This is a genomic window from Candidatus Mesenet endosymbiont of Agriotes lineatus (genome assembly GCF_964019585.1).
GTDB lineage: Bacteria > Pseudomonadota > Alphaproteobacteria > Rickettsiales > Anaplasmataceae > Mesenet.
On record NZ_OZ026454.1, the window covers coordinates 550,845 to 577,277 of the forward strand.

29 protein-coding genes, 1 tRNA gene and 2 pseudogenes are annotated in these 26,433 nt (G+C 34.3%); 28 read left to right on the forward strand and 4 right to left on the reverse strand.

Annotated elements, in window-relative coordinates:
- The 10 genes and pseudogenes from AACL19_RS02630 to AACL19_RS02675 all read left to right on the forward strand — a co-directional run bounded on the left by AACL19_RS02630 (window position 1) and on the right by AACL19_RS02675 (window position 5,647).
- Window positions 1–1,098 (forward strand): S49 family peptidase, encoded by a 1,098-nt coding sequence (locus AACL19_RS02630; protein WP_339045280.1) that lies wholly within the window; start codon window positions 1–3, stop codon window positions 1,096–1,098.
- 25 nt (window positions 1,099–1,123) lie between these two features.
- The gene (locus tag AACL19_RS02635) at window positions 1,124–1,498 is read left to right on the forward strand and encodes a head decoration protein (RefSeq protein ID WP_339046441.1); all 375 of its coding nucleotides are present in this window, start codon (window positions 1,124–1,126) and stop codon (window positions 1,496–1,498) included.
- Window positions 1,499–1,502: 4 nt separating this feature from the next.
- Window positions 1,503–2,504 (forward strand): major capsid protein, encoded by a 1,002-nt coding sequence (locus tag AACL19_RS02640; RefSeq protein WP_339046442.1) that lies wholly within the window; start codon window positions 1,503–1,505, stop codon window positions 2,502–2,504.
- A gap of 1 nt (window position 2,505) precedes the next feature.
- Complete coding sequence (locus AACL19_RS02645) at window positions 2,506–2,826, forward strand: hypothetical protein (RefSeq protein ID WP_339045278.1); 321 nt, start codon at window positions 2,506–2,508, stop codon at window positions 2,824–2,826.
- Window positions 2,819–3,333 (forward strand): annotated as a pseudogene (locus AACL19_RS02650) (phage tail protein). Before AACL19_RS02645 ends, AACL19_RS02650 begins: the two are co-directional and overlap by 8 nt.
- 4 nt (window positions 3,334–3,337) lie before the next feature.
- Window positions 3,338–3,796: a hypothetical protein gene (locus tag AACL19_RS02655; protein ID WP_410519876.1), complete on the forward strand. Its 459-nt coding sequence runs from the start codon at window positions 3,338–3,340 to the stop codon at window positions 3,794–3,796.
- A complete protein-coding gene (locus AACL19_RS02660) occupies window positions 3,783–4,247 on the forward strand; it encodes a phage baseplate assembly protein V (RefSeq protein ID WP_339045275.1) in 465 nt (154 codons plus the stop codon). Before AACL19_RS02655 ends, AACL19_RS02660 begins: the two co-directional genes overlap by 14 nt.
- Window positions 4,248–4,254: 7 nt before the next feature.
- Entirely contained in the window at window positions 4,255–4,515 is a 261-nt protein-coding gene (locus AACL19_RS02665) for a PAAR domain-containing protein (protein WP_339045274.1), read from the forward strand.
- Entirely contained in the window at window positions 4,512–4,841 is a 330-nt protein-coding gene (locus tag AACL19_RS02670; protein ID WP_339045273.1) for a GPW/gp25 family protein, read from the forward strand. The genes AACL19_RS02665 and AACL19_RS02670 overlap by 4 nt, the downstream gene beginning before the upstream one ends.
- A gap of 8 nt (window positions 4,842–4,849) precedes the next feature.
- Complete coding sequence (locus AACL19_RS02675) at window positions 4,850–5,647, forward strand: baseplate J/gp47 family protein (RefSeq protein ID WP_339045272.1); 798 nt, start codon at window positions 4,850–4,852, stop codon at window positions 5,645–5,647.
- Here AACL19_RS02675 and AACL19_RS02680 read toward each other — a convergent pair.
- Window positions 5,619–5,903, reverse strand: coding sequence for an HU family DNA-binding protein (locus AACL19_RS02680; RefSeq protein WP_339045271.1), 285 nt, complete (start codon window positions 5,901–5,903; stop codon window positions 5,619–5,621). The two genes, AACL19_RS02675 and AACL19_RS02680, sit on opposite strands and share 29 nt — an antisense overlap.
- A gap of 56 nt (window positions 5,904–5,959) precedes the next feature.
- Here AACL19_RS02680 and AACL19_RS02685 point away from each other — a divergent pair, with 56 nt between their 5' ends.
- From AACL19_RS02685 to radC, 6 genes and pseudogenes are all read left to right on the forward strand, one after another.
- Window positions 5,960–7,129: a phage tail protein gene (locus AACL19_RS02685; protein ID WP_339045270.1), complete on the forward strand. Its 1,170-nt coding sequence runs from the start codon at window positions 5,960–5,962 to the stop codon at window positions 7,127–7,129.
- Between the two features lie 147 nt (window positions 7,130–7,276).
- Window positions 7,277–7,726, forward strand: a complete 450-nt coding sequence (locus tag AACL19_RS02690; RefSeq protein ID WP_339045269.1) for a DUF2924 domain-containing protein — start codon at window positions 7,277–7,279, stop codon at window positions 7,724–7,726.
- Window positions 7,727–7,814: 88 nt separating this feature from the next.
- Window positions 7,815–8,195 (forward strand): annotated as a pseudogene (locus tag AACL19_RS02695) (recombinase family protein); the annotation flags it as partial.
- A 15-nt stretch (window positions 8,196–8,210) separates the two neighbouring features.
- Window positions 8,211–8,480: a recombinase family protein gene (locus AACL19_RS02700; protein WP_339046658.1), complete on the forward strand. Its 270-nt coding sequence runs from the start codon at window positions 8,211–8,213 to the stop codon at window positions 8,478–8,480.
- Window positions 8,431–9,348: a zinc ribbon domain-containing protein gene (locus tag AACL19_RS02705; protein ID WP_339045267.1), complete on the forward strand. Its 918-nt coding sequence runs from the start codon at window positions 8,431–8,433 to the stop codon at window positions 9,346–9,348. The genes AACL19_RS02700 and AACL19_RS02705 overlap by 50 nt, the downstream gene beginning before the upstream one ends.
- Window positions 9,349–9,528: 180 nt before the next feature.
- The gene (gene radC, locus AACL19_RS02710; RefSeq protein ID WP_339046444.1) at window positions 9,529–10,221 is read left to right on the forward strand and encodes a RadC family protein; all 693 of its coding nucleotides are present in this window, start codon (window positions 9,529–9,531) and stop codon (window positions 10,219–10,221) included.
- A gap of 85 nt (window positions 10,222–10,306) precedes the next feature.
- Here the strand turns inward: radC and AACL19_RS02715 are convergent, their stop codons facing one another.
- Window positions 10,307–10,675, reverse strand: a complete 369-nt coding sequence (locus AACL19_RS02715) for a hypothetical protein (protein WP_339045265.1) — start codon at window positions 10,673–10,675, stop codon at window positions 10,307–10,309.
- 490 nt (window positions 10,676–11,165) lie between these two features.
- Here AACL19_RS02715 and AACL19_RS02720 point away from each other — a divergent pair, with 490 nt between their 5' ends.
- The 9 genes from AACL19_RS02720 to AACL19_RS02760 all read left to right on the forward strand — a co-directional run bounded on the left by AACL19_RS02720 (window position 11,166) and on the right by AACL19_RS02760 (window position 19,586).
- Window positions 11,166–11,765, forward strand: coding sequence for a RadC family protein (locus tag AACL19_RS02720; RefSeq protein ID WP_339045264.1), 600 nt, complete (start codon window positions 11,166–11,168; stop codon window positions 11,763–11,765).
- A 25-nt stretch (window positions 11,766–11,790) separates the two neighbouring features.
- The gene (gene xth, locus AACL19_RS02725; RefSeq protein ID WP_339045263.1) at window positions 11,791–12,567 is read left to right on the forward strand and encodes an exodeoxyribonuclease III; all 777 of its coding nucleotides are present in this window, start codon (window positions 11,791–11,793) and stop codon (window positions 12,565–12,567) included.
- 92 nt (window positions 12,568–12,659) lie between these two features.
- Window positions 12,660–13,082 carry a hypothetical protein gene (locus AACL19_RS02730; RefSeq protein ID WP_339045262.1) on the forward strand — a complete coding sequence of 141 codons (423 nt, stop codon included), beginning with the start codon at window positions 12,660–12,662 and terminating at the stop codon, window positions 13,080–13,082.
- A gap of 48 nt (window positions 13,083–13,130) precedes the next feature.
- Window positions 13,131–14,285: a J domain-containing protein gene (locus AACL19_RS02735; RefSeq protein WP_339045367.1), complete on the forward strand. Its 1,155-nt coding sequence runs from the start codon at window positions 13,131–13,133 to the stop codon at window positions 14,283–14,285.
- A complete protein-coding gene (locus AACL19_RS02740; RefSeq protein WP_339046446.1) occupies window positions 14,189–16,786 on the forward strand; it encodes a hypothetical protein in 2,598 nt (865 codons plus the stop codon). The genes AACL19_RS02735 and AACL19_RS02740 overlap by 97 nt, the downstream gene beginning before the upstream one ends.
- A 24-nt stretch (window positions 16,787–16,810) precedes the next feature.
- Complete coding sequence (locus tag AACL19_RS02745) at window positions 16,811–17,689, forward strand: hypothetical protein (protein ID WP_339046448.1); 879 nt, start codon at window positions 16,811–16,813, stop codon at window positions 17,687–17,689.
- Window positions 17,690–17,701: 12 nt separating this feature from the next.
- Window positions 17,702–18,481, forward strand: coding sequence for a DUF4304 domain-containing protein (locus AACL19_RS02750; RefSeq protein WP_339045369.1), 780 nt, complete (start codon window positions 17,702–17,704; stop codon window positions 18,479–18,481).
- A gap of 101 nt (window positions 18,482–18,582) precedes the next feature.
- Window positions 18,583–18,918, forward strand: coding sequence for a hypothetical protein (locus AACL19_RS02755; protein ID WP_339046450.1), 336 nt, complete (start codon window positions 18,583–18,585; stop codon window positions 18,916–18,918).
- 134 nt (window positions 18,919–19,052) lie between these two features.
- Complete coding sequence (locus AACL19_RS02760; protein WP_339046452.1) at window positions 19,053–19,586, forward strand: ankyrin repeat domain-containing protein; 534 nt, start codon at window positions 19,053–19,055, stop codon at window positions 19,584–19,586.
- An 827-nt stretch (window positions 19,587–20,413) separates the two neighbouring features.
- Here the strand turns inward: AACL19_RS02760 and AACL19_RS02765 are convergent.
- Both AACL19_RS02765 and AACL19_RS02770 read right to left on the reverse strand, forming a co-directional pair.
- Window positions 20,414–20,489: transfer RNA gene (locus AACL19_RS02765), tRNA-Ala, on the reverse strand.
- A 120-nt stretch (window positions 20,490–20,609) separates the two neighbouring features.
- Window positions 20,610–20,993, reverse strand: coding sequence for an OmpA family protein (locus AACL19_RS02770; RefSeq protein WP_339046454.1), 384 nt, complete (start codon window positions 20,991–20,993; stop codon window positions 20,610–20,612).
- 415 nt (window positions 20,994–21,408) lie between these two features.
- Between AACL19_RS02770 and AACL19_RS02775 the strand changes: the two genes are divergently transcribed.
- Genes AACL19_RS02775 through AACL19_RS02785 form a run of 3 tightly spaced genes read left to right on the forward strand, consistent with a single transcriptional unit; the run spans window position 21,409 to window position 26,427 of the window.
- Window positions 21,409–21,708 carry a VirB3 family type IV secretion system protein gene (locus tag AACL19_RS02775; RefSeq protein WP_339046456.1) on the forward strand — a complete coding sequence of 100 codons (300 nt, stop codon included), beginning with the start codon at window positions 21,409–21,411 and terminating at the stop codon, window positions 21,706–21,708.
- Window positions 21,709–21,710: 2 nt separating this feature from the next.
- Complete coding sequence (locus AACL19_RS02780; RefSeq protein WP_339046458.1) at window positions 21,711–24,116, forward strand: VirB4 family type IV secretion/conjugal transfer ATPase; 2,406 nt, start codon at window positions 21,711–21,713, stop codon at window positions 24,114–24,116.
- Window positions 24,109–26,427: a type IV secretion system protein gene (locus AACL19_RS02785; RefSeq protein WP_339046460.1), complete on the forward strand. Its 2,319-nt coding sequence runs from the start codon at window positions 24,109–24,111 to the stop codon at window positions 26,425–26,427. The genes AACL19_RS02780 and AACL19_RS02785 overlap by 8 nt, the downstream gene beginning before the upstream one ends.
- Window positions 26,428–26,433 lie beyond the last annotated feature (6 nt).

The following is a 26,433-nucleotide window of genomic DNA, read 5'->3' on the forward strand; positions in this document are numbered from 1 at the left end:
ATGGAGAGTTCTCTATTACTAAGCAAACCACTGATGCTGGAACCGAGAAGTTTTGAATTATTATCATTACACAGCAAGAAATTACCAATCTTTAAGAATTTAAAACATATAGCAAGCAAGCAAGAGGGTATTGCTATTATTCCCATTTATGGGATTTTAACTCAAAAACCTGGAGCTTTTGATGATGTTTTAGGGATGACCTCATATGAAAGAATCTATGAGCAAGTAGAAGAAGCTTTAGCAGATAGTAGTATAGAGACCATTTTACTTGATATCGACAGTCCAGGAGGAGAAGTAAATGGAGTATTTGATTTAGCTGATTTTATCTATAATACTAGGTCAAAAAAAGAGATTATCGCAACTGTAAGTGGTGATGCTTATTCTGCTGCCTATGCTATTGCTTCAAGCGCTGAGAAGATTTTGCTCACTAGAACTTCAGGGGTTGGTAGCATTGGGGTTATTGCTAGTCATATTGACCAGAGCAGTTTTGATGAAAAACAAGGTATAAAATACAGCACAGTTTTTGCAGGTAATCGTAAAAATGATTTAAATCCGCATGAACCTATTACTTCTGAGAGCAAGGAGAGTCTGCAAGGAGAGGTAAATCGCTTATATGAGATGTTTGTGGAACTTATAGCGCGTAATAGAGATTTATCTACTACAGCCGTTAGATCAACTGAAGCAGGGCTTTATTTTGGTGAAAGTGCAATAGATATTGGCTTAGCAGATGAAATAACAACATTTGCTGATTTGAAAGAAAAAATATTTATCAACAAACAAAGGAGTTTTATTATGAACAAACAAATTACCAATCAAGAAGAACAAAATTCTAAAGATATTGTAAGTCATGATAAGCAGAATTATGACAACAGTTATCGTACTGAGGTTTTAGAGCTGGTACGTCTATGTAACTTATCACGTATGCCAGAAAAATTAGGAGAATTTATTGAGCAGAATATAAGTGCGGTTGAAGCAAGAGAGATTTTAATGACCACTCTGGCTCAACAAGCAACAAAAACTGAAATTTTAAGTACTTTGCAGACAAATGTGCAAGAAGATCTGGTAATACAGGTAGCTAAATCTCGTCAATCTGCATAGCTAATAATAAAAGGAGACAATATTTATGAGTTGTATAACAGAGGCCAATAATTTAGGTGATCTATTAAAATATGAAGCATCAAACATCTATTCACGCGATCAAGTAACAGTTGCCAAAGGACAAAATCTGAGTTTAGGAGCTGTGGTTAGCAAAAAAACAGATGATGGTTTAATTAAGGTTTTAAATCCAACTGCCACAGACGGCACTCAAATTGCTATTGGTGTAGTAATAAGTGATGTGGATGCAAAAGCAGCAGATGCCAAAGCAGTGATGATTACACGTATTGCCCTGCTAGCTGATTGTATTTTAGTTTGGCCAACAAATATTACTGAAGAGCAAAAAACTGCAGCAATAAAACAACTTGAAACTCGTGGTATCATTATTCGTAAGGGGGTTTAAATCTATGCAAAATCCATTCTCAAATCCAGCATTTAGTATGACGGCGCTCACAGGAGCAATAAATATTTTGCCAATCAATTATGGTCGTACTGAAAACTTAAAGTTATTTCCAAGTAAGGCAGTGAGATTCCGTCATATTACAATAGAAGAGCAAAACGGAGTACTCAGCTTACTACCAACCCAACTACCAGGAGCATCAGCAACTGTAGGAAAACGCGGAAAAAGAAAAGTAAGAACCTTTACTATCCCTCATATTCCTCACGATGATGTGGTATTACCAGAAGAAGTTCAAGGAATACGTGCATTTGGCTCAGAAAATGAACTTAAAGCTTTAGCTGACGTTATCACAGATCATTTGCAATCAATGAGAAATAAACATGCAATCACTATAGAGCATCTACGTATGGGAGCTTTAAAGGGCATTATTCTTGATGCTGATGGTTCTGAATTACTCAACTTATATACAGAATTTGAGATTACCCCAAAAGTAGTAAACTTTGCTCTTAGCACTGCAACCACAGATGTAAAACGTAAGTGTATGGAAGTATTGCGCCATATTGAAGATAACTTAAGTGGTGAGTATATGACTGAGGTTCATGCACTGGTTAGTCCTGAGTTTTTTGATGCTTTAACTGCACATCAAAAAGTAAAAGAAGCCTATGAAAGATGGCAAGAAGGAGCAGCACTTCGCAATGATATGAGATCAGGGTTTACTTTCTGTGGCATTGCCTTTGAAGAATATCGAGGACAAGCAACAGATCCCGATGGCAATGTGAGAAGGTTTATTGAAAAAGATACCGGACATTGTTTTCCTCTGGGAACAGCAAATACATTTACTACTTATTTTGCTCCAGCAGACTTTAATGAAACCGTAAATACTTTAGGACAACCACTTTATGCAAAACAACAACCAAGAAGATTTGATCGGGGAACTGATCTGCATACTCAGTCTAATCCTCTTCCTATGTGTCACAGACCATCAATATTAGTAAAGATCACTGCTTAATATGTTTAAAAATGTTCAGAGATTATTTACAGATTGTTTCTTATATCTAGGACAACAGGCATTATATAAGTCAAAGAACAAGTCATATCCAGTAGCAATATTAAAACAACAACCAGACAAACTTTATGAGGTTGGTGAGGGAAAGTTCATTGGTGAGATGCTAATACTTGAGGTAAGTGTATTTGATGTATTGCAGCCTGCAGTAGGAGATGTTTTTGTTATCAATGAGCAAAAGTATAAGATCTACTTACCACCACTTAAGGACAACTCGGGAATGCTGTGGAGAATAGAGTGTATGAAAACAGACAACTCAAATGTTTAGTATAGAAGTTAGCAATAACATTAATAAGGTTATTCAAACCATTGATGCTAAAAAAGATAAAGTAGAATTAGCAGTAGTTAGGGCACTAAATAAAACGGCGCTTTGGGTAAAAGCTCAAGCTAGTAGGGAAATAAGTACGGAGAAACAAATAAAATTAAAGCTAATTAGAAATAGGCTACAGGTTATTAAAGCCAATAGAAACTCTTTAAAGGCATTAGTCAGAGCCAGTCTTTATGGAATCAAAGCAGCAAAACTTGGGAGTATGAGACAGACAAAAACTGGAGCGACGGTAGGGAAATATATGTTTCACAGTGCATTTGTTGCTACTATGCCCAGAGGTTATACTAGTGTCTTTAAGCGTAAAGGCAAAACAGCACTACCAATACAAGATTACCACTAGAGCCAGAAGCATCAAGGATCATTAAGGGATTAGTGAATAATGAAGTAGAGAAGGTATTTGAAAAGTACTTTCAGCACGAACTTAATTTTATTTTGCAAAAGGTATAATGGACTGAGCTGCACGATAAAATTTGTCAAAAGTGAAATACCAGCAGTACAAACTTGTGAGAATTACCCAGTAGTACGTAAAGAGATATTAGCTCCAGCAGTATTTGTTGAGCTTACAAGTTTGGAGCCAGGAAAAGATCCAGGTACGGAAGAGCTTGCCCTTAGAGCTAGGTTTGAAGCAAGAGCGGTAATTGATAGTAGTATAGATAATGCTTTTCTCGTTGTAAGATCATTGGCAGCTGAAGTTGCAAGAGTTGTAAATAAGAATACTTGGAATATGGAGAATATTTCACCCGCTGAGTTTATATCAGCAGAAGGAGATGGATTTAAACCGGAATTAGATGCTTATCTTGTCTGGTTAGTTGAATGGGTGCATGAAGCGCATGTGGGGCATTCAATCTGGGTAGATAGTGATATTGAATCACATTCCATAAGTATAGGAGGTATAAGTGCTGGAGCATAATTTTGCCATCTCGCAACTGCAGAGGAAACTAGCTAATATCATCCGTATTGGAGTTATAAAAGAAGTAGATTACTCACAAGCAAGAGTTGTGGTCAAAGTAGATGAGATTTTAACTGGATGGCTACCATGGATAACTTTCAGAGCTGGAGAAGAGAGGAGTTGGCTGCCACCAAGTATTGATGAACAAGTGGTAATACTTTCACCCTCAGGAGAGTTATCTCTTGGAATTGTACTTGGTAGTATTTATCAGCAAAAGTATCCAGCAGTAGAGAATGATAAAATGATCAGTAGCTTGTTGTTTCAAGATGGAACAAAGTTGTCATATAATAAAGATGATCATCATCTTGAAGTTTCTGTGGTGGATAAACTTACCTTGACAGTTGGGGAATCAAGTCTGGAGATGACTAAGGATGGTATTAAATTAAATGCCAAAAGAGTTGATCTAAATTAGAGGGAAAATGGGTAAATCAGTTGTCCGTTTAGGAGATTATTGTGCAGAAACATCACAACATATCTGCACTGGGGGAAGTGATAATGTATTTGTTAATGGTAAACCCGTTTGTCGTCTGGGGGATAGTTTTACAGAAAACAAAACACTAATTCAAGGATCAGCTACTGTTTTTGCAAATGGTTTTGGTATAGCCAGAGTTGGAGATTTAGTCTCTTGTGGTTTTAAAATAGCAAATGGTAGTGGTAATGTCTTTTCTGGTAAAACATGAGGGGAATGAGTGTCAGTAATGGTAAGGTATTAGAAGGGTTAGAGCATTTAAAGCAATCGATAGTTGATATTCTAACCACACCAATTGGCAGTAGAGTTATGAGAAGAGATTATGGCTCTAGACTATTTGCACTTATAGATGGACCTACAAATCGAAACTTGGAGATCTATACAGCAGTTGCTGATGCTTTAGCCAAATGGGAAAGAAGATTTAAACTTGATAGAGTTAAAATTACAGAAGTGAGTGAAGGTAAGGTTACTTTATCACTTGAAGGAAAGTACCTGCCAGAAGGGAAGAATGTTTCTTTTGATAACATCAGTTTGTAGTGGAAAAGATGGGAAAAGCACCAAATGTAATTGAACCACTAAATTTTGAGGAGATCTTATCACGGATGAAGGCGGAATTAGTAAAAAAAGATCCTAACTTTTCTGCATTAGTTGAAAGTGATCCAGCGATAAAGATTTTAGAAATTGCTGCTTGGAGAGAGCTTTTGCTAAGACAGAGAATTAATGAGGCAGCTTGTGCTAATTTACTAGCTTTTGCCACAGATACGGATCTTGAACATTTGGCTGAGTTTTATGGAGTTGAGCGTAAAGGTACAGAGGATGATGAACGTTTAAGAAAAAGAATTAAAGCTAAGATTGTTGGTTGGGGGGCTGCAGGAGGTAAAGAGCATTATCGTTATCACGCCTTGTCAGCTGACATTAGAGTTAAAGATGCTTTAGTTAGTTCACTTATTCCTGGTAGTGTAGAGATTGCTATATTATCTACGGAAGGGATACCTTCTAAGGAACTGCTAAGCATTGTCAAAGAACAAGTAACTCAAGATGATGTAAGAGTGTTAACTGATACAGTGACAGTAGTAGGCTGTAATATCATTCCAGTTGATATCTATGCAAAAATTAATGTTTTATCAGATACTATTGAAAACATAAAAAAGCAATTTATACAAAAGTTTGAATTCACTAAAAGGTTGGGTTGGAATGTAACCAGATCATGGATTATTGCCCATCTTTTTACAGAAGGGGTAGAGAATATAGAACTTATAGAGCCAAAAGAAGATATTATAATCAAAGGCAATGAAAGCGCTATTTTAGGCAGTTTTAAGATTGAGAAGGTTTATAATCCCTAAAGCGTATACGTCTATGAGAAGGAAGAATAGCGACTTTACCATTATAAGCATTACGGTACTTTCTCTCTTTACATTTTATTGCGTAGAAACTACCAATGGTATGTAACCTAAATGATTTGCCGTAATCTAGATGTTCTAATTTTTCTTTTAAAATATTAAGGATGGCACCCACTATGTCTTCAGCATGTTTTTCAGTTCTAATACCAAGGAATTCTTTTTGCTTAAGAAGTCCATCTATTATCTCTTTTTTACTCATGTTCTACCCAATTAGAAATAATATATAAAATCTATTCCAAGATAATGCAAATTCAAATGAAAGCTACTCTATTACCTCCTAATTCATTGACGACAGAAAAAGCGATAGTAGAAGCAATCAATTATCCTTTAGACGTGAGTTGCATTAGAGGATTTAAGTTTAGCTTTAAAGAAGAAATACTACCGTGGCTGGTTGATGAGTATGGCCTGGAAGAGATTCTTTACTGGGTAGCTGATAAAAGAAAAGCAATTAAGGAAGGAATAGAATTTCAACGTTTAAGAGGAACACCAGCATCACTTAAAATGGCATTAAAATGGGCAAATATTGATACCATCACCATTGAAGAAGAGCCACCAGGAAAGCATTTCTTTGAATTACAAATAGGTATTAAAGATGTACCTAATAATTTCTTTATTGATACAGTGATCGCTTTAACTAAACTGGCATTACCAGTAAGATCAAGACTGATGAGGGTGTACAATGATCACTATAATGCTCAAAGATTTATATTGGATGCAAGCTTATGGGGAGATCTTCTTTCTGATTATTCTGGGATAAAGATTACAAAAGATGGTCCAGTGCTGTCATTTGGTAGGATTAATTACTTTAGATCCGAAAGTCTATTTGTTGAGATTATAGATGACTGTTTACGTGATCATTATCAGCAGGTTTTTAGCAATGATTTATATCGTTTGGATGTAGCAATACTTGGAGAAACAGAGCCACACACTAAGAATTATCATAGTGTCTGTAGGCGCCAGCACCAGTGGCATAACTTTCAAGCTTTATACCCATTACCACAAACTTTATTGCCACAGATTAAATTTGCTAAAACACAAATAGTGTTGTCAGATAGTTGGAACTTGGAAGATATAAATGCTTGTTTCCCTCTATGTTACTATGAAGAGGTAGGTGATAGATTTTCTTTGGGAAATGATAAACTTTCAGAACAAGTATGGTATTTAAAGTATAAGCCAATTTTAGAAAGATTCAGTGTTAGCTATCACTATGAAGCAAGTTATCCTCATGATCAGAGACTTAAGAGATATAACTTAGCAGAATATCATGTTTATCTTAAGAGTGATTTAGACTCAAAACAAGCAGAGTCAATTCGTGAATTAGAGAGTTATATTGCAGTATTTTACCTTGGGGTGGTAACTTGGCATCAACATAAACATTTAAATAGGCCATGGTCTGATGTTAGGCCAATAATATGCAGATATTAAGTATATATATGAACATTACAATATATAATATTTTATTATTACTACAAGCAACTTGACTTCTAATTTAGCTTAAGGACTACTGTGAAGTATAGCAGTAAACATTAGAAAATTCTCTGTCGCTGAAGAAACTAATTTTTAAGGAGAAAAATGGATACATCTGTAATTAAAGAAGTGATGTCTTTAGAGAGTAAAACATTAGTAGAACTGAGAGAGATGTGGAGGAGACTTTTTAATACTGACTCACCACCATATTCAAAGAGATATTTAATACCAAGAATAGCTTATAGATTGCAAGAGATGGCCTATGGCAGATTATCAGATAAAGCTGAGAAAAAGCTAGACTACTTAGCTGATCAAATGGAGCAAGGGAAGAAAGTAAATAGTAAGATGTCAGATCAGCCCATATCAGGGACAAGACTTATTCGTCAGTATCGAGGGGTAAAACATGAAGTAATAGTGACTGACACAGGATTTACTTATAAGGGACAGCAGTATAAATCATTGTCTAAAATAGCAGGAAAAATTACTGGCAATAGCTACAATGGCCCTTTATTTTTCGGGATGCGTAAAAAATCACCTACAAGGAAAAATGCTTAAAAAAGTTATTCAAGAGATAAAATGTGCAATCTATACCAGAAAGTCATGTGAAGAAGGACTGGAGTAAGCATTCAATAGTTTAGATGCCCAACGTTTAGCCGGAGAAAGTTATATTCAAAGTCAGCAGCATGAGGGGTGGATTTTAGTAGATAAAAAGTACGATGATGGTGGTTATTCTGGCGGCACTTTAGAAAGACCAGCTTTGCAAGAACTCTTTAAAGATATAGAGAATTCTAAGATTGATTGTGTTGTAGTCTATAAAATAGATAGGCTTTCAAGATCGTTACTTGATTTTGCTAAGATAGTAGATTTGTTTGATAAGCATAAAGTAACATTTGTTTCAGTAACACAGTCTTTCAATACTGCAAATTCAATGGGAAGGTTGATGCTCAATATAGTCCTAAGCTTTGCTCAATATGAAAGAGAACTTACAGGAGAAAGAATTAGAGATAAGTTTGCTGCCTCAAAACAAAAAGGTATATGGATGGGAGGAAAAGCACCCATTGGTTACGATGTAGAAGATCGTAAGCTTGTTGTTAATAAAGAGGAGACAGAGGTAGTAAGATATATCTTCAATCGATTTATAGGTTTAAAGTCAGCAGCTGCAGTTGCCAGAGAATTAAATAACCAAGGGTATAAGACTAAAGCAGAAAAACCGTTTAAAATTGCTACAGTAAGAGGCATTCTAACTAATACTACTTACATTGGCTATATTACTCATAAAGGAAACCGGACAACATCAGGCAATAATTAATGAGGAGCTATGGAATAAAGCACAAGAGGTTTTTGTTAAGCGTAAAGATATAAAGCCTAAGGAAGAGTATAGAGCTCTACTTAAAGGTTTAATTAGCTGTGATAGTTGTAAGTCAGTGATGAAGGCTACGTATACCAAGAAGAAAAATAAAAGGTATTGTTATTATGTTTGCAACAGTTATATAAGAGGTAAGGGTTGCTTATTAAGTAGTAGTAGCATAGCTGCAGGAGAAATAGAAAGAGCTGTTGTTATGCAAATTCGCTTATTACTTAAAAATCCAATAAGAGAAGCTAATTTACAAATTTTAGATGATAAAAAAATCTCTCAATTACAAAGAATAGACAGGTCTTGGGATAATTTCTTTCCAAGAGAGCAAGAAAAGATTATTCGCAAGCTAGTTAAGGCTATAAGAGTAAGTGAAGATGGAGCGAGAATCTGCATTAATCCTACAGAACTTATAAGGCTTGCTGGGAATATTGAAGAAGGATCAAATGATGGTATGGCAAATGAAGAAATATTTTTATTTACATCACTAAAATTTAATAAAAGTAGCAACCAAACAGTAATACTATCCCCTGAATTTAAAGAAGAAAAAAGTATAAATTACACCTTGCTTAAAGCGCTAGTAAGAGCACATATGTGGCAAAGACAATTAACTTGTGGTAAATATGGAACTATAAAGGAGCTCTATTCGCAAGAAAGACCAGGATCAAAATATCCACAACGTGTACTGAAATTGAACTTTCTTTCACCTAAAATCAAAGAAGATATTTTAAATGGCTCAACAAACTTATTTCCTAATCTTTCCGGTATAAGAAATATGCCAATATTGTGGCATGAACAAGAGAAGATTTTTTACGAACAGTAGTGATTGCAATTTATTCTGTAAATCTAAACATTAACATCTTCTGTACTTTAATGAATATCTTATAAATAAAAAACATCAAGAAAATAAGATAAATATAAGTTGACTTAAGTAGAAATAGATGGATAGATGACCACCACTGTAGATATCAGATCTAAAATTTATATGCTACTTAAGAGTTTTATGAATAATAATGGTAATGGAAGCAAAAATGGAAAAAGAAGAAGAAAAAGACTTGAAGCACGTATATTATCTAGCAGGGGTAGGTCATTGTTTGATCACGAAATACTTGAGTTAATTTTATACTCCACTTATCGTAAAACAAGAAGTAGAGCTGTTGCAGAAAAATTAATAGGTTTGTTCAATAACGTGGGGAGAGTAGTGAATGCAGATTTTCATGAGCTAAAAAGTGTCTCTGGGGTGAACAGCTCAGCAATAGCAATAATTTTTTGCATAAAGGAAACTTTAGAGAGAACATTAAGAGAAGATCTAAAAAAACTACCAATAATAAACAACATAGAAAAGTTAATTGAATACCTTAAGCTAACAATAGGTCAGATAAGTAAAGAAAACTTTCGAGTGATTTATTTAAATAAAAGACATCGTTTAATTGATGAATATATCCAAGATACTGGAACAATAGATCAAACACCACTGTATACAAGAGAAGTTATAAAAAGGGCATTACTAGTAGGAGCGACTTCTATAATTATATCGCACAACCATCCAAGCGGCAGTGTTGAGCCCTCACAAAATGACATAGAGATGACAAAACAGATTTCTATAGCCTGCCATAGTATCGGCATAGAGGTTGTGGATCATATCATCATTACAGCAAAAAATCACTTTAGCTTCTATGAAAATGGCCTACTGTAGGAATTATAACAAAGGAGATTTATAAGATCAACTATATTTTAGAATTCTTTGTTTTGCCAAACTAATAATCAGTTGGATTAAACCGTCAGTATTTATAGTCAAAGTTTTTAATTTGTAAAATTTCATCTCTCAATTCTCGATTATCTAAACTATCACTTAAAAATTTTAAGGCATATTCTTTATTATCAGAGGTACGTTCCTTCTGTTTGAAGAACTCGTTTTTAAAACTAATATAGCGATCAATGTCTTCATTACTGAGATTCTCCTCTTCAACTAGTTGGCAAAGAAAATAAGGGATAATTAGTGTTAATTTTGGATTAGCTAAATACTCGGTAGAATGCACACAATTATAATAATAGTCTTTGAAAACTTCGAATGGTTCACTTCTTTGGATAAAGCCATTACTTTGAAATGCCCCAGTTAGTTGATCTTGATTAAAATGAATGAGTTGCATACGCAGATTTTCTTCTACATCATTAGATAAAACAAGTAAGCATATGATATTTTTAAAATTATTATTTTCGTAATTTAAACACTTATTATCTATCAGTTTATTGTCGATCTTACGTCTTATATAATAAAAGAGAACTAGTCATTGAGTATATGTAAGACAACTGAAAATGATCAAGCAATACTTGTTCTAAATCATAATCTATGAGCATTCCTTGAGGGATATCATATATGGCAAAAAGAGTCTTATCCTCACTATTTAAACACCGATATTTTAGATACTTTTTAATCTTCTTACCTAGGAAAGTGTGCATTGTAGATTATTGTTGAGATTATATGATATTAGCATAAATTAATTTATTTATTCTTAATAGATGTTAATATCTTAATGATTAAATATAGAGAAGAAATGAACAGTAATGTAAACATTATTCAAAGTAGAGCTCAGGATAAAAGGCAGCAATATTTACATTCAAAGTTTTTTATAGCAAGTGATGAAAAATAGTGAAATCATGGAGCTTATATTGTATAGGGCACAACCAAATGTTAGAGAAATCGTATATAGGTTAATGGGTAAGCTAGGTAGTATTACTAAGATCTTTAGTGCCAACATTTATGATTTAAAGAGCGTAAAAGGTGTAAATGATGCAGTAGTAACTTCTATATTATGCGTGAAAGAAATTTTAAAACGGATATTACAGGAAGAGATAGAGACATTGCCCATTGTTAGTAATTGGAAAAAATTAATAGATTACTTAAAAGTTAGTGTGGGTATGTATGACAGGATGAATTTTCGTGTAATATACTTAAATAAAAAATATCGCATAATTGCTGATGAGCTACAAAAATATGGAACAGTAGATCAGGCACCACTCTACATTAGAAATGTTATAAAGAGGGCATTATCTTTAAGAGCAACATCAATTGTAGTAAGTCATAACCACTTAAGCGGCAATGTAAGACCTTCAGAGAATGATATAGATATTACAAAAAAACTTTCTTTAGCGTGTCATTGTATGCAGATCGAGTTTTTGGATCATATAATAGTAACCCCTAAAAGATATTTTAGTTTTAAAGAAAAAGGGTTACTATAGATAGTGATATAACTGTATTAAATTTATGCTAAAAATTGCCACTTGGAACGTTAACTCTATACGCAAACGGATCGATCAACTCTGTAGCTTTATTACTGAAGATGAAATTGATATTATAATGCTACAAGAGATAAAATGTACAAATGAGCAGTTTCCTTATGAACAAATAGAGCACTTGGGTTATAAGTGTATAGTGCATGGAGAAAAAGCTAGGAATGGTGTTGCGATATTATCAAAATATCCAGTAGTTGAGGATAGTTTAAACACAAGTATTGTTGATAATGAAGAAGCACGTTATTTGGAGTGTTTGATTGAATGTAATGGTTTTAATCTAAGGGTTGCGAGTGTATATGTACCAAATGGCCAAAGCATTGATTCTGAAATATTTAAGTATAAGTTACATTTTCTTGACTTATTATATCAGCGTTTACATGACTTGTTTAAAAAGGAAGAAATAACCTTAGTAGGTGGCGATTATAATGTTGCACCAAATAAGATAGATGTGCATGACGATTATGCCAATGAAGATAAGATAGGTTTTCATATAGATGAGCGAGGAAAGCTTTTTGCTATACTTCATTCAGGCTACTGTGATGCATTTAGAATAACAAATCCAGAAAGTAAAGAGTTTAGCTGGTGGGATTACCGAGAAGGCTCATGGCAGAAGAATAAGGGTATGAGAATAGACCACATTTTATTATCACCAGAAGCCACAGATAGGTTAGAGAAGTGCTATATAAATAACAAACTACGTGGTAAAGATAATGCTTCAGATCATGCTCCTGTTGTGTGTGTGTTTTAGAAGAAAGCATCAACTATTCCTTTTAAAATAATCTTAATTTTATCAGAGTTATGCTATTATTCATATAATGCGTTTAAATAAAAAATATAGTTATGCCAGATGTACTAGAAGATGGATTCAAAAAAACATTGTCTAATATTAAAGAATTCACAATTAAGCCAAATAATGAAGATACAAGTGTATCGGAAATAGAAAAGTATCTTATTGAAGCAATATTTGAGAATTCTACTAAAGAAAATGTTCAATATAAGAATGAGAGTGATGAGAAAATAGATAGTTACTTTTTAGAGCAGATTCGTAGTCGCTTAAAATGTGATGTAAAGAATGATGTAACAGATAACCAAAAATGTAATAGGCTGATTCCCGAAAGTGGTATAAGAACAGATGATGGCTTGTCACACTTTCCTAATGAAATGGAGGAATATCAATTACAACCAGCTAAAGCTAATAATTTGAGTAAACGCTTAAAATGCTTTGCAAAACCAAATTATTTTGGCCGTTTTGATGAAATGTGAGTAAAACTGATAGAGATTTATTAAAAATTTAAAAAAAGAGGGGTGGAAATGCATAATTTATATCAAATCTTAGGGGTGAATAAAAACGTACCTACTTATGCTATTAAAAAGGCTTATAGAGATAAGGCATTGTATGAACACCCTGATAAAGGTGGTAGTGCGCAAAAAATGGCATTACTGACAACAGCTTATCAAACCTTAAGTGATCCGATTGAAAGAAAAAAATTTGATCAAGAGTGGGAAATTTTTAATTCATCTCATGATACTGAAATATCCTTAACACCATCAGGTTATTTACCTACAGCAGGTACTCCATTTTCAAGGTCTTTTAGACAGCAACATGCACAACTTGTAGGTCAATACCAACAGAAACCACTTAATCGAAATCAGTCTTCGTCATATCTAAAGGCTTTTCATTCCGATCTTATGAGTAATGTTGCAGATGATCTATTTTCTTTTATTAAAACAAAAGAGGACTTAGGAACAAAGTTGAATATAGGGTCTTTAACGCCAGAAAAAGCAGCTGAATATTTTATCAAATTTTTGCGAGGTGATTATTTCGGAAATAGCTTAAAAGATTTAAGCAAAGCATTTTATCAAAAAATTAAGCAGCTAGAAACTTTAGGCCAACAAGCTGATTATGAGTTTCAATTATACCATGGCATTTATGAAATTTTGCTAGTAGCAGCTAAAGAAAAAACACCCACTGTAAAGATCTTATTTTCACTACATAAAATTACTGAGTATGCAAAACACAATACTGACCAATCCATGGGTTTTATGGCTCCCCTACTGCAAAGTAGATATTTTCATAGCTTGTTTTCACAGGCCTTGCATTATTATTGGTTATCTGAAGAGAGCATATTGGATGAATCATATGCAAAAACTTTTAATGGACAAGCAGCAGTTGAAAATTTAATTGAACGTTTAAAATCACAGTTATCTGAAAACCGCAGCACAAGTAAATCGAACGATCAGGTAGCTAACTTACTTCGATATGCGCGCCTGTTGTTAAGATTAGAAAAAGATCTAAGTAAACGTTCAGATATAACTGATCATGCTGCCTTTTACCGAGCTTCCATTTGCTCGATTGGTTGCCTACACTCATGGGATTTGCCGAGCATGCAATTACTGTTAATACCTTATTACAAGCTGGAATTACACTGCAAAAAGCTGCTGCGCAAGAATCAGATTCTATACTAAGTATGGCAGATGAAAAACTTGCAGCTAAAGTTTATGGCGTAGCGATAGGTATTGGTCATCATGCAACACCAGATATTGAACTTTATACGTGTATACATAGTGTAAAATGTTTATTATCTTGTCGTTATACCGATTCTGAATTTAAGGAAATACTAGAGGCATTACAGCATCGAACGCTCTGGCTAGCTGATTTGTTCCCCTTTTTCCAAGCCCCACAGTCCAATGCTGATTTTCTTGCACAAGAAGATAAAACCCTAATTTTAATGCGCCAATTGCTCCATGCGCTCATTGATAAAATTGATGATCCAAAAAGTACAGCAGAAATTGATCACAGCTATGTGCGTGTTTTTTATCAAGCATATGAAGCATGTTTAAAAAATTGGTATCAAAAAAATCACGATCCAGAAACGGAGAAAAAATTTCGTCAGCGATTAATGCAGGAGTTGTTAGTTAGCAAGCAATGGAAGGTAGATGATCTTAATTACAATCTCAATGCACCATGGCCTCTTACTAATCTAGATGAACAAGGTTGGACTCGTCCTAAGTCAGTATTACCGCTTGCAGAAAAAGCAAACGTTCCGACTTATAAAACGATCCATGGCGCAGAACTTAACTATAAAACCGGGGAAATGGCGTTTATTCTCGATTATTGTGAGAAAAATGAAAGTGACCATAACCGCTTGTTAACGATCTTTGATTTAAATGAGCTATTTCAACGTCGCTTAACATCAGCGCTTTTTAGTTTAGATCCTGTCGACCCCGACATGCCCTATCATCCCTTCAATCAAATGCGCTTTGTACCGTCGATATTATATCATTCGCAATTACTGCATACGATGTTGCTTACGGACTATTTATTAAAATTTCTAACTGTGGGCCAAGAAGTGCAGTGTCGTGACCCATACGAATTAAGATCTTTAGATAAAATTACTAATCAACTCCCTGCACATCTTAAAAAAATTATTGATGATTTTCACGCCAGTCATCATGAAGAATCACTGAATCGTTTTTGGATTGAATCAGAGGAAGTAGAACTAGCCATTGATGATGAAGGGCTTAGCAAGGATGGAGATGTTTTGTTTGCGCTGGGAGATATTCGAATGGTTGTTAAGCATCATAAACTGAAACGTGATGCAGAGGGACACCTTGTTGATAAGGAGGGTGAAGATGAAGGTTGGGATTGTTATGTATTAACTCAAGAACAAAAGCGAGAATTAGGCGATGGGAAAAGGGTTATTGCGGATTCAGCATTGATTATTATTCAAGAGTCCTGGGAGCTTATTTTTTGGGAAAACCATAAGGCAACATACCGTTTCACCTTAGAAGAGGATAAACATAACTTGATTCGTCTGAGCAAACGACAACGTGACGTTCAGGAGAAGGTTAAGACTGATGATTCAGAATCTTTACGTCAAATCTATCGAATTGTTTTAAAAGCGGCTGAAAAAGTCAACATGCCACATCATTACTCACCTGAATTTATCTTTGCACAAGAATTTACCAAATATTACAATGAATTTGCTGTTTATTTTCCTGAATTCGGAAGACTCAGAGAATTAAGTAAAGCTGCAACCTTAGTTAATGTTATGGCAGCACAACGTGCAGCAAATCAAGAAAAAGTACACCTAATTAGGAAACGCTTAAACTATAAACAATTTTGTGACTTACAATCTGATAGCAGATGTTCTAAAGAACAGATTATGCAAAAAAGACAAAAGTCACTCGATGATATAAGACAAAAAATAGGCCCTTTAAAATTCACTAGATCTTCACCTGAAATTCAAGATATGTGTAGTAGCTCTTATGATAAGGTCCGAAGTGATTATATTGATCAACATGGTTTATTAAGTTGGGGTTGGTACAGCACTGTATCATGTGATGTTCGCAGAGAAGTAATCGAACCACAAATACCTAAGTTCATCGCAGACCTGGAAGCTCAAAAAAAAGCAGCGGGTTGTGAGCAGTTATTGAAGCGATTTGAGAATGAATTGGCTGAATTATCTAGACTAGAAGCTAGTCAATTAGTTGACAAATTTTTAGAAGGTGATGATAAACCATTGCATAAACATTTAGTTTATTATGATAGAAAGCAAGTTGCTAAGAAAATCAAAGAAATCTATCCTGAACAACCAATAGACATTGATGATTATTGGCAAACAACGGGACAAAAGCTAAAGGAAATTGTCAGAAAGGGTATAACCAAGCAGTTTGAGGAATGGCAGAAGCAACTTTCCAAAGAGAAGATTAAGCAAAAAAGGCAAGAATCCCTCAATGATATAAGACAGCAAATAGGCACTTTATACTTCACTGAATCTTCACCCGAAATTCGAGACATTTGTGATAGGTGTTATGATGAGATCAGAAGTGATATTATTGCTGAACATGGTTATTCAGGCTGGAATAGTGTATCGCATAAGGTTTACAGAGAAGCAATAAGACCAAAAATACCTAAATTCATTACAGATTTACAAACTCAAAAAAGGGCAGCGTGTCACAAGTAGTTATCGGAGCTATTTAAGGATGAATTGTCTGGATCAGAAGCTAGCCAATTAATCGATGGATTTTTAGAAGGTAATGATGATCCATTACATAAACATTTAGTTTATTATGATAGAAAGCAAGTTGCTAAGAAAATTAAAGAGATCTATCCTGAACATACTACACATAGTTTAGATAAAGCACTCAATAGTTCCCCACCTATAATTGATAAAATTATAGAAAGTGAAACAAAAAAAGCGTTAGAAGAACATAAACGGCAGTTACAAATACAGCTAAGTGGACGAGAAAAACTGGAACAATCGTTTGTTGATTTAGGCTTTGCAACCGATATAGAAGAGGTTGATCTAGAAGGCACATGTTTGTGGGTTCCAGCCAGTTTCCGCCATGATGTTGAAAAAGGGCACTCCCGCGCTGTTTATGGTGGTGTTCATATTGCGGGAATGGCTTATAGGAGTATTAATCCTAAACAGGTGAAAATTTTACTAAGGCAAACAAGTGAGGCTAGTAAAAGATTATGGCAAAACAAGATACGTGGTGATACGCTAAGCACATTTTGTGCAAAATTTTTAACAAAATTGTTGTCTTCTGATTCCAGATTTGAAGTAAAAGAAAGATATCGTGTAAAAACACCTTCTGGGTTACGGATTTTAGACATTGTTGCTGGAAAAATAGGTAAAAATGGTAAGTTTGAACCTGTTGTAGGGTATGAAATAAAGGCTGGGGATTCACCTTATGTGAGGCCAGACTCAGAGGGGGCAGAAATGCAAGGGGAAAAACCAACAAAACAGGGAACGCAAGATGTTTGGATAGAAAAAGAGAGAGAGAAAGAAGAAAAAGGAACAAGTTTTCCTATTCACTGTGTTCGTGTTGAGGAACTTAATAAAGATTATTGCAAAGTTCAATGATGGAGAATTAGTATGGATCAAGAAGAAGAAATATTTAATCAGTTTATGGAGCTTATGAAACCATTTATGAAATCACATGGTTTTACTAAAAAAAATAATAATTTTTATAAGCGTCACCCGCAAGGAAATATAGGAATTATTAATTTTCAAAAATATTTTTCAAAATTTACTATCAATATCAGTATTTACTCATATATTTTAGCTGAGGCTTTTTTAGCTGAGTTTGGTGAAAAAGAAGTAAAGAAATATCCCTCAGAATGGGATGGTCATTGGCGCACGCGTATTGATTCTTTAGTTCCTAAACAAAGTCCTGAGTGCATAAATCTTGCTAACTCTAAAAGTATCGAAAAGGGGTTTGCAGACAGGTGGCCTATATCTGATTGGTGGTGGAGGTGTTATTATGTAACATCAAGCGATACCATTTGTGAAGTAGACGCTAAAGAACTTTTTGATGAAGTGAGTCCCTTGATAGCAAAATTTGCCATTCCTGCAATCGATCAGCGCATCACTGATGAACAATTAAAAAGCCTTTTGTTTTCCTATAAAAAGCCTAATAGTGATGATCTACAATATTTAGCTACTTTCTTTTTAGCTTCAGGTGAAGAAGAAAAACTAAATATTGTGTTAAATAAATTAGGTAAAATTGTACAAAATAATCCCCAGTCGACTGGATTAAAAAGAAAGTACGATACCTTTATGAGAGAAAGAAGATGGATAGATGAAGCTTATGCGCAAGAACTGGAAAGGGAGAGGGAATTGTACCGGAGTAAAAAACGAAAGAAAAAACAATAGGTTTATAAAAGAAGGAAGACAAGATAAAATCTTCTATTGAATTAGTTTACCTTTGAGAATTGTAAGGTTCAATAAATGCTTATGAAAGATTTGGAGGAATTATGAGAAAAGTTGACCAAGGATTATACAATGCTGTGGAGCGAGGCAATCTTAGTGAGAATGATTTTGCACAATTTGTTGGTTTTTTCACAGCTCATATGGTTTGGATGTTAGGGTGTATAGGGTATGGTGAGGAGAATGTTGTACCACTAATTGCTATGCAAAATGCAGGCAAACGTTGGTTTGAGCGAGTGCCCGATGATACCTCATATGAACGTGCTGTAGCAGTGGCTCGAGAACTACTGCAGTCTATGCTTTCCCCTCCATGCAGTGATTATGTGCTACTTGCCTATGATGGTTTTGTGACAATCGATAATAAGCGTACCGTTCGGCACTAAGTAAAGAAGGTCTAGCCATTTACCGCCCTATAATAATAGAAACAGCAAATTTATCTGATATAAATACCTTTTTAAATCATTGTTATGAGGGAGCCCAAAGTCATACTAAGGGTTTTGAATTTTGGAATGCACATATGGACACATTACTTACAAAGTCAATTGGACAGCTTTTTGCTACTATCATGAAAGGAGGTATAAAGCAAATTCAAAGACTAATAGAAGAAGGATTGGATGTTAACTTAGCAAATCAGCATGGATGGACTCTTATGCATCTTGCTGCTTTTATTGGCAAAAAAGAAATAGTGGAATTCTTATCTAAAAAAGGAGCAAACATTAATGCGGCAGATCAGCGCGGGTGGACTCCTTTGCGTCATGTTGTTCACCAGGGTAATAGAGAAATGGCAGAATTTTTACTCCAGGGGGGAGCAGATATTTGTACAGTAGATAAGGAAGGATTTACTCTTTTACATTCAGCTGCTTCGGAAGGTCATAAGGAAATGGTGAAATTTTTACTCACAAAAGGAATAAATATCAATGCGCAGGATCAGTCTGGGTCGACTCCTTTACAATATGCTGTGTACATTAATGATAAAGTAATAGTAGAGCTCTTACTAAAAGAAGGAGCTGATATTAATATAGTAGATAAAGAAGGATTTACTCCTCTATGACCTTACCCAGAAAAAGTGTAGAGAAAGTTGAGAATGTTTTTTACGGGGTGTGTTCCCCAAACCATACGTGTCAAGTTAAGGAAAAAGAGTAGTGAGAAGAAGAGAAATGACAAAAAACTATTTAAACATTAAGCAATAAAGTTAGTAATTTATAAATATTTCTAAAGAAATCACCTTACTTTTGATCTAAAATTTCTTAAAAAACAAATGTAACAAATAAAATGCCCTTTTTCAATGTTGCTATACTGGCTAATATCCCCTTAACTTGACGCCTATGGGATTACGAACACTCCCCATTTACTTCAAAGACTAATGTTTTATTCAACTTCTATGCTTACTAAATTAGCTACTTAATACTTTCATGACAGGTTCTTAGACAATAATTATTCAATTTATCCCCCCTTATAAAAGATTCCTTATTAACAATTTTTATATATTTTTTACAATTTAAAACAAAAAATGAGTAGGCCTACTCTGGATGACACTCTAAACGTTTCTAAAAATATGGTCATACACTGTTGTTTCATAGATATATACAATGATAAGTGTTAGGTTAAAAGGCTAGCAAATTTAGAAAACCATAACACTCTCCAGCACCAACAAAAATTTAAATATTGACTTTCACTTTACTCTCAAAACTACAAAAAGGTACCAATATTTTAGAGAAAAAAGGCTTAAAAAGCTACATTGTGGAAAGTGAAACAGGGGATTATTTTATAGCATAATTAGATACAAAGGTATACATGTATATAAGGTAGAATAGGCTGCTGTAGCAGGTTTAAGATTATGCTAAAATTAGAATAGAGAAAAGTTCGTATAAGTTGCTATGGTGGAGGCAAGCGGAATCGAACCGCTGACCTTCTGTGTGCAAAACAGATGCTCTACCAGCTAAGCTATGCCCCCATATAAAAATAAATAAAACATCAACTATATTAACTACTCTAATAATAATGTAACTAAGTAAACACACAAGAAAAACCTTTTATTCTTTAAATACTGTCTTAAATAAACCTAGTAAGTAGTTTAATTTGCTATCACAATTACCCTGCGATTTTTAGACCAAGCTTTTTCATCATCGCCAATAATTTCAGGCTCTGATTCCCCTTTGGATTCGGTATATATTCTATGGTTTAAAGATTGATTGCAACTTATTATGTATTCTTTTACTGCATCTGCACGCCTTTTTCCTAAAGTAAGGTTGTATTTTTTCTTATTGTGATTGTTAGATACACAGCATTGATCGGCATGCCCTATTATTTTAATTACTTTATCGGAATTAGCTTGTAAAAATCCTACAACGTCTAATAATTGCCACTTATTTTCGTCCGCAATCCCCGATTCATCGCATGAAAAATAAATTTTCCAAATCTTTTGACTATTGTGTAACATAGGGTCCCTGCTCTTCATGAGACAGCCACTAGACCCAAACATTAAAGTAAATAATAACAACAGTATGGATACCTTATAGTACATTAAGCTTCTTTATTTAATAATTAACCAATCTTATTGCACACTATATAATAGTCAATACTTCTATTAGGGCAAGATTAAACCCTCATAACCTTAAAGGAGGATATGATATTTTAGTTAAAAACTACATTACTTATAGTACAATCATCTAATTTTTAAACTAATCTAATTTTTTCATTCCTATATAATTAATATTTAAAATCTTTTACAAAACATTGAATATTAACGAAAAAATAGCTTATGGACGTAAACCTCTTTCACAAAAATGTAAATTTTAGTATACAATAATCTTATTAATGGTTTTCTAATACTTGCAACTCTATACTAATAATTCTAAAGCTTAGGAACAAAGATGGCTAATACTGGCAATGTAAAAACAGATCAATTGTTTAAAGGATTAACAAGACCAGCAATGCTATTTGGTGTTAGCTATATTTTTTTTATATTCAATCTTTTAACTGTTATGATATTTTTTGTATTTTTAGAGGATTTTAGGGTTCTTTTTATTTTAGGTCCAATAATTCACGGAGTTGGATATGTAGCTTCAGCAAAAGAGCCACTATTTGTTGAATTATTTATGATAAAAATGCAAAAATGTTCCAAGTGCTTAAATCGCTTTTATCATGGGACGAACTCATATGATATAACGTAAAAATGTTTAAACTAAGAACGTTAAGATCAAGCAACAGTAGCATAATAAGAAGGGAGATTCACTCTGCTAATTTTATACCTTATTCTCATCATTGGAATAGCACAACTTTAATGACAAAAGAAGGTTATATGTTAAAAGTTATAAAGCTCGATGGCTTTGCTTTTGAGACTGCAGATGATGAAGATCTATCTATACAAAATTCTATTAGAAATCAAGTATTGCGTAGTATTTCATCACCCACATTTGGGCTGTATTTTTATACAATAAGACGAAGAAAAAATGCCTTTTCTGATGGATTTGCTGATACAAGACTCTCTAATTACTTTTCTGACTATGTAAATCTAAAATGGAGAGAGAAACATTCTGTAAAACAGTCATTTATTAATGAACTATATATTACAATTGTCCGTAAATCTGATAAGAAAGGAATAGAATTTCTAAGCCACTTATTAAAGGAACTTGATCATGCAACCTCAAAACATGGACGTGAAGATGATATGAAGGCTATATATGAAGATTTAGAAGAAATGACAAATCGTATAGTTGTAAGCTTGCGCAACTATGGGCCTCGTGTACTTAAGGTGCATGAGACTTCTGGTGGTTTGTTTTGTGAAATTACAGAATTTTTATCAAAGATTGTAAATTGTGGTTTTGTAACTAATGCACTTTTTCCAACTACAACTAAAATTGCAAAATACTTACCATTGAATAGGTTATACTTCGGTCGTAAGATGATACAAATAGTCTCTCATGACAGGAATAAATATGCTGGCATAATTAGTGTTAAAGAATACGGTCAGCATACTTTTGCTGGTATGCTAGATAGTTTTTTACAACTTCCATATGAATTTATAATTACACAATCATTCGAATTTGCAAATCGTCAAATGGCAATTACAAAAATGCAAATTCAACAAAATCGTATGATGCAATCTGCAGATAAAGCTATTTCACAGGTTGTTGAAATTTCACAAGCTCTTGATGATGCGATGAGTGGTAGAATTGCATTTGGCTACCACCACTTAACTATTTTATGCATAGAAAAAACACCAAAAACTTTAGATAATGCTCTAGCGTTAATTGAAGCCGAACTTTCAAACTGTGGTATTTATCCAGTTAGAGAGAGAATAAACCTTGAGCCAGCTTTTTGGGCACAACTGCCTGGTAATTTTGATTATATAGTACGCAAAAGTATAATCAGTACACTTAATTTAGCAGGTTTTGCCGCGCAACATAACTATCCAATTGGCAATAAATCCAATAATCATTGGGGTGAAGCTGTGACTGTATTTGATACAACTTCAGGTACTCCATTTTTTTTTAATTTTCATATAAGGGATGTTGGTCATACTATGATTATTGGACCAACAGGAAGCGGAAAAACTGTTCTGATGAATTTTCTCTGTGCACAAGCAATGAAGTTCACACCAAGAATGTTCTTTTTTGACAAAGATCGTGGTGCTGAGATTTTTATTAGAGCACTAAATGGAATTTATACTGTAATAGAACCAAGAACACCTACAGGGTTCAACCCATTGCAATTAGATGATACTCCTGATAATAGAACTTTCTTGATGGAATGGATTAAGGTTTTAGTTTCAACATATGATGATAAGTTTTCTTCTGAAGATATAGAACGTATTAATGATGCAATAGAAGGAAATTTCAAACTTGCGAAAGAAAAAAGAATACTAAGTAATATTGTGCCATTTTTAGGACTGGGTGGACCAAACACTCTAGCAGGACGTATATCCATGTGGTATGGTAGCGGCTCTCATGCATCTATATTTGATAATAATGAGGATCTGTTGGATTTCTCTAAATCTAGAGTATTTGGCTTTGAAATGGCAAATTTGCTAAAAGATTCAGCTGCTCTTGGACCGGTGTTACTTTATCTCTTTCATAGAATAAGCATATCCCTTGATGGTACACCTTCTATGATTGTCCTTGATGAGGCGTGGGCACTTATAGACAATCCAATTTTTGCTCCAAAAATAAAAGACTGGCTTAAAGTACTTAGAAAACTCAATACTTTTGTAATTTTTGCAACTCAAAGTGTTGAAGATGCAAGCAAAAGCTCTATTAGTGACACTTTAATACAACAAACTGCAACGCAGATTTTTTTACCTAATCTTAAGGCAACAAGTGTATACAGAGATGTCTTTATGCTTACCGAGAGAGAATATATGTTAATAAAACATACAGATCCAGGTACTAGATTCTTTTTAATAAAACAAGGAATTAATTCTGTTGTTGCAAGAATAGATTTAAAAGGGCTTGATGACATAGTAAATGTACTGTCTGGACGTGCAGAAACAGTGTTATTACTATATAATATTATAAAAGAAGTTGGTCATGATCCACAAATATGGCTGCCTATATTTTATGAACGAGTAAAAAATGCTTAAAAACGCTAAAGTAGTATTACTTATACTGGCTATTTTATTATTAAATGTTGATTTTTTACTCACCAGCTCCGCTATTGCTGCAGAAAAAAAAGTAAATGAAGAGGGTGCAACAGCAATTTTTAGAGATACAAAAGCCAGTAATCCTAATTGCCAAGCAGCAAAACTTTCAACACAAATTATCTCTGGTGTATCTGCTGGAGTTATTTTAATAATAACTGGTGTTGCTCTTCAGGCTAGTGTTATAGGTATCAAAGCTGGTGTCGTAATGTTTAGTTCGGGCGTGGGAGCCATTACAGCTCTTGTTATGAATAATGCTATGTTTTTTGGTTGTGCCTATAGCTTTGTTAGACATCCTGTACTACGTTCTGATAGCAACGATGAAAGTGGAGGTCAACCTGGGCAATATAAACAATGTAAGAACCCCGATAAAGCTTATCCTACCTGTACAGATAAAATTTATCAAAAGGAAGACGATTATTTTAGATGTATAGCAGATGGAGACATAGAAAAAGGTAGAAGATTAGAGCCAAGATGCCCAAAGAAAGAATTTGAAACCGTTGGTGAGTATTATTGGCCGAAGAATAGGATATCGAGCAGTAATTATATAGAAGTATGCTATAGAGCTCCTCTTGGAGGAATTCATGGAAAAGATAAGCTTTTGCCGAGGGAGCTTGATTATGGCAATGACGATTTAAAAAATGCAAAAATATGGCTTGGTGGGAAAGTAGAATGCAGTGGGCCCTTAAGAGCTGGTGAAAAAAGCAGACCACTCCATGGAGTGACGTTTAAAGCAGTAGAGCGTAGAGACCAAATTTGTGTAGACACTTGGGGTATGGGTAATCTCCCATGGTTTCCACAATCAGAAGTTGGTTGTCATATGCGTCCAAGCGGTCCACCTGCCCCTATGTGTGAAAAATCAAAGCCTGAGATAAAAGATGGGAAGGTTGTTAGTTATGATAACAGTCAATGCTTTAATTGGTACATCTCACCGGCTTGTTATAGCATAACAGGAGCACATGCAAAATCTCCTTTCCCTTTAACCTCAGTAGTTGTTGAATGCCTCAAGGAATCATTGAACAATCTTCTTACAGGAACACATGCTGATGGGGCAAAAAGAGAGGATGGATTTTTAGATATTGCACAAAAAAGGCTAAAAACAGCAATCAAAGCAGCGCTAGTGCTAGCTTTGATGCTATTTGCTATTAAAACAATGTTGGGCGGAGTGCAGCACACTGCTGAACTGTACTTACTGATAATAAAATTTGCATTAGTGCTATATTTCACCATGGGTGGGGTCATGTCGCACTATTACGATCAACTTATAAAGCTATCGCAAGGTCTATCAGATGTAGTGTTGCAAGCAGGAGGTAATGAAACTATATGTAATTATAGGCAAGATGAATACCCTACTATTAATGGAAAAAATCTTGGATATTTGGCACTATGGGATAGACTTGACTGTCGCATAATGTTTTACTTAGGAAGCCAGCTTAATGCAACAACTGGCGTGGCAATACTTACAAGTTTTATGCTAGCAGCACTTATTATTTTCGCTGTCTTCTTTGGCGCACAAGTTATTATATGTATTGTTGCTCTTTTTATGGTGATAATGATAATTCTGGTTGCAATATGGATGGTTTATTTATTCATATTATCTTTAATTGCTTTAACTATCATTATTCTTGTATCACCTTTATTTATTCCTATGTGTTTATTCCAAGCAACTAAGGGGTTTTTCGATGGTTGGCTTAAAGAAATTATGACTTATTCTTTATACCCTGTCATATTGTTTGCTTTTCTCTCACTTATGTTTTCAGTATTCGATAACTTGTATTTTGGTGATTTGAGGTTCAAACGTGTCACAGGTGATAATGGGAAAATAACCTTTACTTTAGATCCGGAAAATGCTTGTGATTTTGAGACAAATAAAGGTAACCTCGCTTGCATTATGAATTCTATAGAGTTTAGAAATCAGCCAATAGCATTTGGGTTTGAGTGGACAGGTTTTGATATTGATAAAGGTGTTACTGAGCTGTTGTGGACAAAACTTGGAATGATGGGGCTTATGGGATTTTTATTTTATCATTTCTTAGGTACTATTGGCAGCTTAGCAGCAGAACTTGCTGGTAACCCAAGAGCAAATTTAGCTTATGGGGTAACCTCACCAACAGCAATGATGAAAAAAGGCTTAAGTGCCGCTTTAAGTGCGCGCAGTGGCATAAGGGGTGTCGGTGAAAAAGCGATGAATGCGGCGAAAAATTTGAGTGGTAAAGGTCAGAGCAAAGGAAGTGACGAAGTATCTAGAAGGTAATTTTAA